The 13,321-nt window shown below is 44.0% G+C and carries 13 protein-coding genes; 8 read left to right on the top strand and 5 right to left on the bottom strand.

The features are described 5' to 3' along the window. The first annotated feature begins 362 nt into the window (after window positions 1–362). Together P0078_RS24815 and P0078_RS24810 are read left to right on the top strand one after the other, a co-directional pair. The gene (locus P0078_RS24815) at window positions 363–587 is read left to right on the top strand and encodes a PraA/PraB family alkane oxidation protein activator (RefSeq protein ID WP_502867288.1); all 225 of its coding nucleotides are present in this window, start codon (window positions 363–365) and stop codon (window positions 585–587) included. Window positions 588–589: 2 nt separating this feature from the next. Further along, complete coding sequence (locus P0078_RS24810; protein ID WP_502867287.1) at window positions 590–844, top strand: PraA/PraB family alkane oxidation protein activator; 255 nt, start codon at window positions 590–592, stop codon at window positions 842–844. 304 nt (window positions 845–1,148) lie between these two features. Here the strand turns inward: P0078_RS24810 and P0078_RS21880 are convergent, their stop codons facing one another. The 3 genes from P0078_RS21880 to P0078_RS24690 all read right to left on the bottom strand — a co-directional run bounded on the left by P0078_RS21880 (window position 1,149) and on the right by P0078_RS24690 (window position 4,971). Further along, window positions 1,149–4,136, bottom strand: coding sequence for a TonB-dependent receptor (locus P0078_RS21880; protein WP_282932001.1), 2,988 nt, complete (start codon window positions 4,134–4,136; stop codon window positions 1,149–1,151). 320 nt (window positions 4,137–4,456) lie between these two features. Continuing rightward, on the bottom strand, window positions 4,457–4,840 hold the full coding sequence (locus P0078_RS21875; RefSeq protein ID WP_282934662.1) for an RNA polymerase sigma factor: 384 nt from the start codon (window positions 4,838–4,840) through the stop codon (window positions 4,457–4,459). After that, window positions 4,762–4,971 (bottom strand): sigma factor, encoded by a 210-nt coding sequence (locus tag P0078_RS24690; RefSeq protein WP_353057020.1) that lies wholly within the window; start codon window positions 4,969–4,971, stop codon window positions 4,762–4,764. The genes P0078_RS21875 and P0078_RS24690 overlap by 79 nt, the downstream gene beginning before the upstream one ends. 783 nt (window positions 4,972–5,754) lie before the next feature. On the opposite strand from P0078_RS24690, the gene P0078_RS21870 reads away from it, so the two are divergent. From P0078_RS21870 to P0078_RS21845, 6 genes are all read left to right on the top strand, one after another. Further along, complete coding sequence (locus P0078_RS21870; protein ID WP_282932000.1) at window positions 5,755–6,630, top strand: alpha/beta hydrolase; 876 nt, start codon at window positions 5,755–5,757, stop codon at window positions 6,628–6,630. A gap of 543 nt (window positions 6,631–7,173) precedes the next feature. Continuing rightward, window positions 7,174–8,643, top strand: a complete 1,470-nt coding sequence (locus P0078_RS21865) for an alpha/beta hydrolase (RefSeq protein ID WP_282931999.1) — start codon at window positions 7,174–7,176, stop codon at window positions 8,641–8,643. Between the two features lie 123 nt (window positions 8,644–8,766). Next, on the top strand, window positions 8,767–9,861 hold the full coding sequence (locus tag P0078_RS21860) for a PaaI family thioesterase (RefSeq protein ID WP_282931998.1): 1,095 nt from the start codon (window positions 8,767–8,769) through the stop codon (window positions 9,859–9,861). A 147-nt stretch (window positions 9,862–10,008) separates the two neighbouring features. Beyond that, the gene (locus P0078_RS21855) at window positions 10,009–10,542 is read left to right on the top strand and encodes a DUF2058 domain-containing protein (RefSeq protein WP_282931997.1); all 534 of its coding nucleotides are present in this window, start codon (window positions 10,009–10,011) and stop codon (window positions 10,540–10,542) included. Window positions 10,543–10,550: 8 nt separating this feature from the next. Beyond that, window positions 10,551–11,111, top strand: a complete 561-nt coding sequence (locus P0078_RS21850; RefSeq protein ID WP_282931996.1) for a DUF1415 domain-containing protein — start codon at window positions 10,551–10,553, stop codon at window positions 11,109–11,111. Beyond that, window positions 11,111–11,698, top strand: coding sequence for an endonuclease dU (locus P0078_RS21845; protein ID WP_282931995.1), 588 nt, complete (start codon window positions 11,111–11,113; stop codon window positions 11,696–11,698). Before P0078_RS21850 ends, P0078_RS21845 begins: the two co-directional genes overlap by 1 nt. Before the next feature lie 68 nt (window positions 11,699–11,766). On the opposite strand, the gene P0078_RS21840 is transcribed toward P0078_RS21845, so the two are convergent. Then, window positions 11,767–12,045, bottom strand: coding sequence for an alpha/beta hydrolase (locus P0078_RS21840; protein WP_282931994.1), 279 nt, complete (start codon window positions 12,043–12,045; stop codon window positions 11,767–11,769). 94 nt (window positions 12,046–12,139) lie between these two features. Beyond that, window positions 12,140–13,302 (bottom strand): IS3 family transposase gene (locus P0078_RS21835; RefSeq protein ID WP_282931542.1). Its coding sequence is split into 2 segments (ribosomal slippage): window positions 12,140–13,044 and window positions 13,044–13,302, totalling 1,164 coding nucleotides; the frame shifts between segments, so codons are not numbered across the junction. Window positions 13,303–13,321 lie beyond the last annotated feature (19 nt).

Below are 13,321 nucleotides of genomic sequence, written 5' to 3'. Positions count from 1 at the left end.
GCTTTACAATAGACATTTTTTAATAACCCACCAAAAGCATAAAATATTTTCTTATATGCGCACTTAAACCTAACAACAATTAAATCCCGCGAAAATAAAAACAATTAACCACTTAAATCTAGAAAAAATTACGACTGAAAATTAAATTCACGTCTATTTAGACAGGACACCCCCCAACAAATGCCTCAATTCGTCTTTACTGGTGGGAGGTATTGGGATTTGTCCCAAGCTTATTATTGAATACAACCAAATTTCATTACCCCCAGCGATGATGATCACTTATAAAAATGACGCATATAAAGTGAAGTACAAGCGATGCGTCTAAATCAATAATTAACAGAGACATAAGGAATATTATTACCATGAAAAACATCCTTACTGCAGCTTCTTTCTGCATGGCATCTTTTGGGATAATCGGGCTAGCAAATGCGGAAACCTGGTCGCCCTCAGGCGCTATAGGCCTCGCAAATGTAGGTACTTTCACCGTTCAAAAAGGCATTTCGCTCAACTGCTCACTATCTGGCAGTGTGAGTTCAACTGGAGCCAGCGCTGAGGTAGGCAGCATGGCATTATCAGGGGGTTCCTAAATATGTGCAATAGAGTGGTATTTAATAACTTACCCTATGACCTCGTCGGAAATGCTAACAATACTGTAACCATACAAAATGTATCTGTGAAAGCGGTAACAGGTGAATGTGCTGGAAATCTTACTGGATCATTTAACCAGTCAAATGGAAGAATTACTTTTTCCAATGCTCAAATCCCTAGTGTGGGATCCGGTAGCGCATGCGTAATCAACGGTGTAATATCAACAAACCCTCAATCTTCCTACACTGTCCCCTAAGCCACACCTAACCTCCAAATACCACTAGTAAAACTAGTGGTATTTGGGATCGTCCTAAGGTAGAAATTTATATTTTTATCTTCGACTTAAAGATATTTACCTTTACTAACATAACAACAAGATAACAAATCCAACATTATACAGAGGTACCTACAACCTCACCCGAACAATAAAAATACATGGGAGAAAGCTAATACGGGGCGTTATAGGAATAACAGTAGGCTGGCAAAAATTCCCCACACCAACCTACCGCTACCTCTCACCATCCAAATCATAAAGAATGTAGCAATTCACCACGTAAAAATCAGAACCCTTTACTAATATTAAAGCCGACGATCCGTGGTTCTAAAGTAAAGACATTAGTTGTAAGACCCGAATCATCACTATTGGTAAACATATCCGTGATAGGCGCATCATCAAATATATTCTTTACATAAAGCTGCATATATAGATCGGAATTCGGATTACTTAAGCTGACAGAAGCATTGAGATTACCCCAAGCCTTCAAACGGTCATATTCAGTATTATAAACCCGAGCATAAGTCTCTGATTGGCGATAGTAATCTGCGCGCAGAGTTAAATCCCAATTCTCAATAGGTATCGTATGCTCAACACCGAAATTAAAAGTAAAGCGTGGCGCATTGGGTAGCTCATTGCCACTTAAGTCAGCAGCAAAACCCCGACCTCCATTTGGAGCATCAGTTAGAGGGTTATAAGGGTCGACCCCGTAAGCCAAATCATGTCTCAACCAGTCTTCGACCTCAATCTCGGGTGAAAATGAACCATACCGCGCGGAGCCAGAACAGAGTGACCAGATAGCAAATATGTTAGGTGCACTCATAACTGTTTCTACTAAATCTACAGGAGCAATACAATTAGATGGGACTTGAATACTGGGGCGTACCAGTACCCAATCTTCATTGCCCTGTGTACGATCCATTACATCAATAGACTCCTCTCCATCGGCAATTCGGGTTTTAAGATATCCTAAATTCATATCTACCCGAGTTGCTTCTGTAAGCTGCCAGGCTAGCTCCAGCTCAACTCCCATCGTCTCTGCGTCAAAGTTTTCATTGAGAGAAATTCTGTCAACAATTTGAGAGACCTGGTAGTCGGTATAGTCGTAGTAAAAGGCATTAGCATTTAACGATAAACTGCCATCGAATAGAATGTTCTTACTACCAAATTCAATCGCATTTACAAACTCAGGCTCAAATGAATCCTCTAATGGCTGAAATTGAACTATTTCTGGATCAACCTCAGCTCGAGGAGGGTTAGTACCACCTCCCTTGTATCCATGGGCAAAAGATACATAGAGCATTGTTTCGTCCGTAAAAGGCGTTTCCGTACGCCAATCCAGAACTGCACGTCCAGTGTATTCACTCCAGTTTTGCGTGACTTGCTCACCCTCTGGATAACCACGATGTACAAGTCCTCCAGAGAGATTACCAGAGGAAACTTCGCCAGTTTCTGGATCATAATAAGTCCCCAGTAGTAACTGACTGGGAACTGGCGTAGAGCGTTTTCGATCATCAGTATAGCGAAGACCGGTAGTGAGTTTTACATCCTCATTAATTTGCCAATATGCTTCACCAAACAATGCCCAGGAACTAACTTCTACTAAATTTCGGCTCAGAAAATAGTTGTGCCCTTCCTCATCAATATTCTCTATTGAGTTAGGATCAACATACATACAATCCGAACCAATATTTTCTTCCGGATCAGTACAGTTTTGTGAATATAAGAGGAAGTTTTCATCGTACCCAGAATTGTATAGATACTCTGCTAACATACTGAATATGTTATTAAATACAAAATAGTCATCCTGGGTTTTGAAATCCAAATAGTTTGTGCCTACCGAGAAATTCCAAGGACCGTCAAAGGATGTCTGCAACCGGAATTCCTGGCTCCACTGCTTGTTATCCGATCGACTAATATCAACCGCTAACAATCCTTCTGCCGGCCCCAATTGTGGGTCGGTATAAATTCCTCCAGGAGTGGGCTCTAGGTCGCCACCATCATTAAAGATGGGATCTGATACATAACGGTTATAATCTTGGGAGGAGTAGTAATCATCCTTCGCATAGGTTGACTGAGAGTAAAATGTGAGGGAATCCGACAGGCCCCATTCAAAATTCAGTTGCACCAGGTCATTCTCGGCACGAAATACCGGGTCATAACTAGTCTCAATCTTGCGAAGATCTCGAGACTGAGTCGTACCTGCATAAGGATCAGTATACCAATCGATGACCTGGCCATAGCTCGTGAAAATTAACCCTGTGGCCAAAATACTTGCAAAACCTTGAGCATTGGGTGCACTGTAAGCCTCCTCACTATAAATCGAACTCGGCAAACAACCCTGACTAAAAAACACAGGCGTAAAGCCTGTTAGTTCAGTGTCACCAATATGTGTTCGGCCTGGATCTTTAGTACAAAGCTGCTTGCCCGTACGCGAGCGCTTATCATCCTCCTCAAAGTGCTGCCAAATTAGATTGGCACTAAAAGATTCACTAGGCTCCCACTCAAATATTGCACGAGTAGAATACAAATCACGGTCATTAACATCATTGCCGGTATAAGTGTTGTAATCAAAGCCATCGCGTTTGGTCATAGCTCCGGATAAGCGCAGCGCCATAGTTTCACCAAGAGGCATATTAAACATACCGCTGGCGCGTTTGGAGTCATAACTGCCTACCTCTGCCTTAATCTCAGAGGAAAACTCGTCCTCAGGCATAATTGGCAACATGTTAACCACACCCGCAGTAGCATTACGACCATAAAGCGTCCCCTGTGGGCCGCGCAACACTTCTACACGCTGGACGTCAAAAAACTCTTGCTCAAATAATCGATTACGAATTAAAGGCGTATTATTAAAGCTCACCGCAACTGCCGGGTCAGAAGCAGCAGAAACCGCCTTAGTGCCTATACCGCGAATAGAGAAGTTGTAGGTACTGAAGTTGGACTTGGAAAAATTAGCATTGGGGACGGCACGAAGCAGCTCTTCTCCACGCTCAATTTTAAGATCATCCATATTGTCGCCACTGAGTGCAGATACTGCAATTGGTACATCCTGAATACTCTCTTCAATTTTCTGCGCGGTAACCGTAACTTCCTCAATTGCCTGGCCGGGACGTTTAGTTTCTTCATTCTCCTGGGCAATGGAAATGGTAGGAGCAACTGCAATTGCCAGAGAGGCAAGAATAGTACTGTACCAAGGAGTAATTTGGTATGAATGTCCAGATTGATAAATCGCTTGTGCAATCAATGTTTTCTTTTTGACAGGTTTCATCATCACACTACGTCTCTCTTTATTGTCGGTATTATTGGGTTATTGACCTGATATAAACCTTTTTCAGGTACAACAAAACCTAAGACGCACAAATGATAAAGAAGGGGGATAAAAAAATAAAATTTATATTTCTTAAACTGTAGCAGAATTTCAGACCAAAAAATCGCTAGACTACAACGGCATCCTCTATAAGAATACGCAAATGATATAGCGGTTTATCACTAATTATTCCAAGAAGTCTCATTACCCAACTCTATACCCCATACAGAATCACCTGCTAACCGGCACAACCTCAGAATAATATTCAATGGAGATCAGTACCCTCATGGTATTTCTTCCACCACTTGCCTAACCTTGACCAATGCGCGCTGTATTAGCTCTTTAACCGACTCCTTAGAAATCCCCATCTGTTCAGCAATTGCCTGGTAAGTCATCCCCTCAAATCGGTGAAAACGAAAAGCTGCGCCAGCCCTTGGCGGCAACCCCAAAATGGCTTCGAGTACACGAGCATAGGCCTGTATTCCCATTACCGTACGTTCAGGACTGATCATATAAGGAATATCCACCTTGTAATCAATTGAATCATGAAGACCACCGCACCGCGACTTCTGATGCCTGCCATGACTAATTAGAAGATTTTTTGCCATAGCATAAATATATATTCTTGGATTTTCGATTTCCCCCCATACTTTTTGATTCGAACATATAACTGAATAAAAACCTCTTGTACCAAATCATCAACATCGGACAGGTTAACCCTGGATGAAAAGTAACGCTTCAAATCTAATCCATATTCCCCTACCCAGTGAGCCACATCATCCTGATAAGAATTTTCCATTTTCTAGTAAACCGCCTCATCTGATCGACTAGTTTTTTCGAGCTTCTGGAAAATTTTGCAATATCATCTTGCAATCTACAGAGATTCACCAGGGGCCACTAAGAAAACAAGCAGTCGACCAATTTTGCTTTTGATCAAATTATTTTTGTTGTACAAGCATAACCTTCTTTTTAAATCGCACACTAATCTAAGACTTTAGTTTTATCGAAATACAATCCCCCTTCAACCCAAAAGAACAGACAAAGAAAACACACGATAAACGACCACCTCCAATAGGTGGGAAAAACCAACGCCTAAATTGCAACCAACAAAAAATTTGATAGTAAGGCAAAAAAACCAAAACTAATCAAATCGTAGCCTATTAACCTTCAAAAGGAGGAAAAATAAAAGAGCAATAGGTGGCACCACTAACAGAACAACCTCAAGCGCAGAAAAACTACATTGCGGAATACAAAAATAGCATTACTAACTTCTTCCAACTTCATAGTAATAAATTAAATTCTCATACTTATCTGAAATCCAGAAAAGATTCATACTCTTCATCCTATTAGAAAAAAATCACATTTTTTTGACTAAAAACTTATGCAAACGGTTTTCAATCTACAATTATTTCGCTATGCTGAAGCACTTTCCTGACTTTTTATTAGAGCCGACCTAGTGGTAACTTACTAAGCAAGTGGCACTTTCGTTTATGGGATATATCAAATCACCTTACAAAAAGCCCAGATTTGCAACTAGATTTCTTTTTGGCAGGCTGCTAAGTGCTGAGCCGATTGCTTCATAATGAATAAACTCTATGCTTGTTTATTCTTTATTCTATGCCCTGCCCTAGGCCTGTCGAGCTCGGTCAACACGGATACCATCCCCTTCCAAATCCCCCGCAGCCATAGCCTGGAACTAGCGGACCCAGCCAGTAAAAGGATTTACCCCCTATTCATTAAACTGCCAAAAAGTTACATGAACGCCCCTCATCGTCGATATCCTTTGGTGTTGATAACAGATGGAGACTCGGCCTTTCAGACCATTTCTGGTGCAACCCAAGTGCCGATGGAATTTGGTAAGCTACAAGAAGTCATCCTGGTTGGACTGTCATACTCAAAAGGCTCAAGCGATCAAGTCAGCCGCATTCGAGATTTCACCCCCACTACAGACAACAACTGGAAGTATTTGACAGGCAAAGCAACTGAGCATGCAACTTTCATCCATGACGTCATTTTGCCCCACCTATCCAACTCTTATCGCCTAACTGGAAGTGGGCATACTTTTATAGGACATTCTCTAGGAGGCCTACTAGGTACTTATATGCTGCTTACCAGACCAACCGGTTTTAACAACTACATCCTCGGCAGCCCCTCTATATGGTACGACAGTGAGAACATTCTCAGCATCAAAGCCGCTCCCAGCCCTATTCCCCGGAAGGTGTTTGTTGGAGTAGGCTCCCTAGAAACTCCAGTAAAGAGTCAAACCCGCAACGATATGGTAGGGGGAGCAAAGAAACTTCACAGAAAGTTAATCGAAGAAAAAGGAGTTGAGATAGAAAGCAAGCTACTCATTATTCCCGGAGCAAATCATGGCACTTCATTTCCAACAACAGCTATTCAAGGATTGGACTGGCTATATAAAACAAACCTACAGCAAGGGAGTAGCAAGCCCCAATAAGAGAAAGCTGCTTTAGTCAGTATCCCATAGCTCGAACATCTTAAGTCAGAAAGAGGAAAATAATAAAAATAAAACAGCCTCTTGAATTATAAAGCCTGCTTTTATCACTGTAATTCCTATAACAAAAGCATACAGGAGTCATATGAAGAAAAAAGCCACCCCCGAAGCCTGTGGTTATAGAATCCAATGGTACCACTCTTACTGTATGCCAAAAAATACAGCCCACATATTGTATTTTGCGTGGCTTTTCAGAACCCACCCTCTCTTGAGGCCACCAAATTGATGCTTTTACCATGAGAATATATAGAACTTTTGCCCCTAGCTTATTTAGTTCCGGCTTAAGCAATAAAATTAATGATGCATCAGCATATGGGACTACGGAAATCCACAATTATCTCATAGGCTCAATGAACGACTTAAAAATGAATGGAACTGTATTTTTCGGCCGTGACTGAGAAAGTTTCACTTAAGGTTATTTAGCGGCTTCCCCCACTTGGAAAAATAAAATATTTAAACAGAAACCTAAAGGAATACCTAACAACAATGAAGAAAAAGCTCCAAAATATATTTACTCTTGCAGCAGCAGTTTTCATGCTACTAGCCAGCTCTATTAAAGGGGCCGCAACTCCTATTAACAATGAGGAAGCCTATACTTTTACCACATGGAGCAAACAAACGGCAGAAGGCTATAGTGGGGCTATTCAGGTACTTGAAGATCGCAGCAAAAAGAACAGTCGTAAAATCTCCCTTCACTATATAAGATTTCCGGCCACAGGAGAGAAAGCAGGGCCACCAATTATATACTTGGCGGGAGGCCCTGGCGGCTCAGGAATTATGGCAGTCAACTATCGATTCGATATGTTTATGGCACTGCGGGAATATGGAGATGTGATCGCACTGGATCAACGTGGCACCGGTCGCTCTAACGACCTCCCCAATTGTGAATCCAAACAAATTGTACCGCCTCTTGAAGCCACCACTGACTCTCAGTATATCGATTACCACCGCAAAGCCCTGAGGGAGTGTTTGGATTTTTGGGAAGCCAATGGCGTAAATTTAACAGCCTATAACACGTTAGAAAGCGCTCGCGATCTCGATGATCTAAGAATCCACCTGGGCGCCGAGAAAATGGTATTATGGGGCACCTCCTATGGAAGCCATCTATCTCTGGCAGCGATAAAAGAAATCGAAGGAACCATTGATAAGCTAATTTTATCCAGCGTTGAAGGTTTAGCTCAAACTATCAAGCTACCCGCCCGAACAGACTACTACTTAGATCGACTGCAACAAGCTATCGATCAACAGCCTAATGCAAAAGCACGCTATCCAGATATCAAGACTCTAATAAGTAGAGTCCACAAAAAGCTGGAGTTGCAACCATTGAAAATTCAAATCCCTCAACGAGATGGCAGTAAAGCCGATTACCTTCTACAGCGTAGGGATATGCAACAAATTGCTTCGGCATTTATTGCTGATCCCAAAAGTGCCAGCCTTCTTCTCCGATTTTACCGCGACTTGGATCAAGGCAAGACTCTAAATTTTGATAAAGTCCCCAGACGCCATTTTCCTAGTGAATTCCTACAACCCGGCACTCCCATAACCTTACACCCAATGTCAATAGCAATGGATATAGCCTCCGGAATTACCAGGGAACGTAAGTCACAAGTCGTAGCACAGGCTAAACAATCCCTACTTCAAGATTATCTGAACTTCTCACTTCACTACGATAACATGGCGCCACATTTGGACCTCGGTGATAAATTCCGGAATAAGCCGACCAGCAACATTCCCGTCTTATTACTAAGCGGCACCTTGGATGGAAGAACCTACCTAGAGAGCCAGCATGAAGCTATATCAGGGTTCAAAAATGCCATCAAAGTAACAGTGGAAAATGCAGGTCATAATTTATTTATGGCCTCCCCTGAGATCCAGAATACGATCAACCTTTATATGGAAGATAAGCCTATTACCAAGACCCATATCGTAGCCAAACTACCTGATTTAGCACCATAGTTACCATTCATGGAGAGAAACTTGCAGCCATAAAGTACTAAGCTTCATAGCAATTTTCTCTCTTTCTCGCATCCAGAATCCCTCCACATTACCCTTTCCATAGATGCAACTGGAGGCTGGGGGATGACCAATATTACCGACGAAGTTCATCGCGGAGCCATCTGTGACCTCAGAGCGTTACAACAACCCGGCCTAGCCACATTTAAACGCTATATTCGTGGCAGCTTACCTGGTCCCCCATTTTGGCGCCTAACCGGAATGACTCCCACTGAGGCAGGTCTGGGAAAGGCCACCTACTCCATGCCCATTACACCCTGGCTGGCCGATGGCACAGGAATCTATTGGGGAGGTATTTATGCCATGTTTGCGGACGCCCCCTTGGCATCCGCCATTTGGACCACCTTGCCAGCAGGGAAGGTACTGAGCACGTCAGAGTTAAATATGTGCTTTATCCGCCCCATCACCAGCAGCACCCAAAATATTGTAGGCAGAGCTACGACTGTTCATTCAGGTAGCCAGGTGGGGTTATCAAGTATCCAGATTAACGATCAGGAGGGGAGGACCTTGGCTTTCGGTAGTACCCGCTGCCTTATTGCCGACTTTCCAGTCAACCCAGATCAGGAACTGCCCATGCCTGACCTAGGGCCAACGGACACACCCGACCCCTATCTTCGCCCTCCCCCAAAAACGTTCTTCTGCGATATGGCACACTTATCAGAGCAGGTTCCCATAGAGCTCCAGCGAACCACTATCAGTGAAGGAAGAACCCACCCCATCTGGATGCTTACCGGCTACCGTGCAGTGGAAGTGGAAAATGGTCGCTGCATCTCGACAATGCCCTCATCCCCCTGGTTTTCCAATGGAACCCTATCCATCTACGGCGGCCTGTTGGCATGGGCAGCAGATTTCACTATGGGAGGTGCGGTTTACTCAACTTTACCTGCCGGATCAATTTTTGCCACCCTGGATATGCACATTCGCTTTGCACGTCCCGCAAAACTCAACAGCGGCGACTTGATTTTGGAAGCTCAGGTCCTCCACCGGGGACGGCAGCTAAGGGTATCGTCTTGCAATATTGATACTCCCAGTGGCAAGCGCGTTGCAATTGCTACCGGTTCAGCCCTGGTGATTCCAGGCGGCGCACAAATGCTGACTGACGGCAAAGAGCCCGATGAAATCATCGCAACCGCTACCTCAGGTAAGCCATGGACCCCTTAAAAATCACTATCGGTTGCACAGCGATCTTCGGGTAAAATACTCCCACGAGTATTCACTCACACAATTGATCGTTTTTTAACCAGGCGTGTTAGCAAAACCTACTCAGGTGACAGCTGCCAAACCTTAGATTGTTACGGGGAAGAAACTATGGCCTCATTGCAAGACCAACTACTCCAGGCAGGACTTGTCGATAAAAAGAAAGCCAAACAAATCAGCAAAGATAAGCGGAAGCAACAGAAAGTTGCGAAGAAGTCTTCACAACCCCAGGTTGATGAAACAAAGCTCGCAGCACAAAAGGTTCAAGCAGAGAAAGCCGCTCGTGATCGCGCCCTCAATGCTGAGCGGGATGCGGCAGCGCAGCAAAAAGCTATTGCCGCACAAATCAAGCAATTGGTGGAAAAAAATCGCCAACCTTATTCGGGCGAAACTACTTACAATTTCACTTTCGACAAAAAAATCAAAACCATCTATGTCAGCGAAGAATTAAGGGATCACTTGATTGCGGGGCGCCTGATGATTGTTGTCCAGGGAGAACAATTTGAGCTGGTTCCACGGGTTATTGCCGAGAAAATTGCGGAGCGCAATAGCGATATCGTAATCAGGCCTGCTGAAAGTTCAGCAGTGGTAGATGAAGATGATCCCTATGCAGACTTTCAGATCCCCGATGATCTTATGTGGTAAGCAGTCAAATGGAAAAAGCTGTTACTCAGGCGGTAGAACAATGGCTTACTGATGTGGTTGTCGGTCTCAACCTCTGCCCTTTCGCACGCAAACCTCTGCGTGCAGGGCAAATTCGACTCAAGGTGAGTCCTGCCACAGGAGACGAGGCGCTACTCAGTGATCTATTGACGGAGTTACGTCGGCTCGATACCACTTCGGAATCTGAATTGCTTACCACCTTATTGATTATCCCTAATCACCTAGGGAAATTCAGCGACTACAACCAGTTCCTGGATTTAGCAGAGTGGTTACTGGAACGCAACGACTATGTAGGCACCTATCAATTAGCCAGCTTCCACCCAGATTATCAATTTGCTGGCACTGCAGCCGCCGATGCAGAAAACCTAACTAATCGCGCACCCTATCCTATCTTACACCTGCTGAGAGAAGAAAACCTGGAAAAAATGATTGATCTATATCCAGATCCAGAGAGTATTCCAGAAAATAATATCCGTCGCATGGAATCATTAAGCCATGAGGAAAAACTAAAGTTATTTCCCTACTTATTTCTTCAGGGCAACAAGAAATAATGAAGCCTCTGGCAGAATTATTACGATTAAGGAAGCAGATCCGAGTTATCGGTTTTGATGACGCCCCTTTTGAAAAACGAAGGGGTGCGCCGGTAAAAGTAAGCGGTATTGTCTGCACCAAAACTCGCTTTGAGGGGATGCTTTGGGGGCAGGTAAGCAAAGATGGGATGGAAGCTACAGAAACACTTGCCACACTGCTGAAAGAAAGTAAATTCTACAGCCAGGTAAATGTCGTATTGACCGATGGAGTAGCAGTGGGTGGTTTCAATATTATTGATCTACCCAAGCTGGCCGATATCTTACAGCGCCCTTGTATCGCGTTAATGCGAAAACCACCAGACATTCAAGCCATTGATAAAGCGCTGCAAAATTTTCCTGACTATCTACTGCGTAAAGAAACCCGGATGAAAGCTGGGAGTATCCATAACTACAATAACTTCCATTTTCAAGTACAGGGATGTGAACCGGAGATTGCCGCCCAGGTGTTAGAGCAAACCACTGACACTGGGTATGTCCCTGAAGCTCTACGTTTAGCCCATATGATTGGCGCGGCAGTAATGACCGGACAAAGTGGCAAACGCGCATAATTCCAATAGCATAACAGATCTACCATTTGTCGCGGGCGGCTATAGCTCTTCTTTTACCGCGAAAATTATTATATTGCCCACAAATCCTGATATACCCACCTTAAACCTTTTGCCAACCCCACCGGGAAAGTGGAATAGTGGTCCGTACCGCTCACCACCTCTCCACTAAGCTTTAATCCACGATAATTACGCGACTGTAATTTAGCAAGAAATCTCTTATGCCCATCTACCATATCATTACGCATGTGGCTCTTTTGTATTGTCTCCAAAGCGCCAGTGGCAATATAGACGTTTACAGGCAGTGTGTTGTTATGGCTTGCATATTTATTCTCCAAATCAAAGATCATTTCATCCTTAAACCAAAGAGAAGGACTTGTCAGGATATAAGTGGAAAACAACTGTGGATTGGTATGATCCTACCCATCAACAACGGACACACCACTAAGCGACTAGTTGTTCCTCAAACGCCTCAGGGCTGAGATAGCCATTGGCGCTGTGTAAGCGATTTCGATTGTAGTCTATCTCTATATACTCAAATACGGTCTCTCGCATGAGGCACCTTGTGGGAAAGCGGTTACCATGGATTGCTTCTACCTTAAGTGAGTGAAAGAATGTTTCTGCACAAGCGTTATCATAGCAATTACCTTTGGCGCTCATGCTGCACCGCAGACCATAAGCTGTAATCAAAGATTGATAATCTTTAGAGCAATACTGGCTTCCCCTGTCAGTATGCACGATAACATTCGTAGGTTTCTTACGTCGCCATAAAGCCATTTGAAGAGCGTCACAGACCAATGTAGCTGTCATCGTTTCTGACATCGCCCAACCAATAACTAGCCGACTATATAGGTCTATCACTACAGCCAGATATAACCAACCTTCTTCCGTTCGCAGGTAGGTTATATCCCCAGCCCATTTCTGATTCGGCCCTTCAGCATTGAAGTTCTGCTCGAGCAGATTTGGAGCTACTGGCAGACCATGTTTTGAATAGGTTGTGGCTTTATATCTCTTGGCGGCTTTAGCCCGTAGGCCCTGTCGACGCATGCTGGCAGCAATTGTTTTTTGATTATATTTACTCCCCTCACTGGCCAATTCCTTCGTCAGGCGAGGAGAGCCACTACGTTCTTTACTGGCTATAAAGCGCTGCTGTACCAAGCTATCGAGCTGCATTCGGTACTGCTGGTACCTGGATTGGCCGGCCGATCTTGACACCCAGTCGTAAAACCCACTGCGAGATACGTTCAATACCTTGGCCATCGCTTTGATGCTGAATTCATGCCTGTGCTTTTGCATGAAGGCGTACCTCATTTCAGGCTCTTTGCAAAGTACGCTGCGGCCTTTTTTAAGATCGCTAGCTCCTCTGCCTGCTCAGCCAGCTGCCGCTTAAGGCGAGCATTCTCTGTGGCCAGCTCTCTCTCGGCATCCCCTCGGCTCTGATGTAACTTAGCCTTGCTTCGCCATCCGTAAATCTGAGAAGGATGTAACCCAAGCTGTTTAGCGGCAACGCTTACCCCAACTTTGAGCGCAAGTGCTAGGGCATCCTTTCTATATTCCTCTGAGTACTGTTTACGAGTGGTTTTGGTTGGTTTATTTGATCTTGTCATAGAGCACCTCTGCTGCGTA

The sequence above is a fragment of the Microbulbifer sp. VAAF005 genome (genome assembly GCF_030012985.1).
Classification (GTDB): Bacteria; Pseudomonadota; Gammaproteobacteria; order Pseudomonadales; family Cellvibrionaceae; genus Microbulbifer.
The sequence above is the reverse complement of the archived record's forward strand: the minus strand, read 5'-3'. Positions and strand labels throughout refer to the sequence as shown.

What these genes read in the sequence shown, in the direction of transcription:
- P0078_RS24810 (WP_502867287.1), top strand. Translation starts at nt 590, where the DNA reads ATGTGCAATAGAGTGGTATTTAATAACTTACCCTATGACCTCGTCGGA.
- P0078_RS21870 (WP_282932000.1), top strand. Translation starts at nt 5,755, where the DNA reads ATGAATAAACTCTATGCTTGTTTATTCTTTATTCTATGCCCTGCCCTA.
- P0078_RS21865 (WP_282931999.1), top strand. Translation starts at nt 7,174, where the DNA reads ATGAAGAAAAAGCTCCAAAATATATTTACTCTTGCAGCAGCAGTTTTC.
- P0078_RS21860 (WP_282931998.1), top strand. Translation starts at nt 8,767, where the DNA reads ATGACCAATATTACCGACGAAGTTCATCGCGGAGCCATCTGTGACCTC.
- P0078_RS21855 (WP_282931997.1), top strand. Translation starts at nt 10,009, where the DNA reads ATGGCCTCATTGCAAGACCAACTACTCCAGGCAGGACTTGTCGATAAA.
- P0078_RS21840 (WP_282931994.1), bottom strand. Translation starts at nt 12,045, where the DNA reads ATGATCTTTGATTTGGAGAATAAATATGCAAGCCATAACAACACACTG.
- P0078_RS24690 (WP_353057020.1), bottom strand. Translation starts at nt 4,971, where the DNA reads ATGGAAAATTCTTATCAGGATGATGTGGCTCACTGGGTAGGGGAATAT.
- P0078_RS21880 (WP_282932001.1), bottom strand. Translation starts at nt 4,136, where the DNA reads ATGATGAAACCTGTCAAAAAGAAAACATTGATTGCACAAGCGATTTAT.
- P0078_RS24815 (WP_502867288.1), top strand. Translation starts at nt 363, where the DNA reads ATGAAAAACATCCTTACTGCAGCTTCTTTCTGCATGGCATCTTTTGGG.
- P0078_RS21850 (WP_282931996.1), top strand. Translation starts at nt 10,551, where the DNA reads ATGGAAAAAGCTGTTACTCAGGCGGTAGAACAATGGCTTACTGATGTG.
- P0078_RS21845 (WP_282931995.1), top strand. Translation starts at nt 11,111, where the DNA reads ATGAAGCCTCTGGCAGAATTATTACGATTAAGGAAGCAGATCCGAGTT.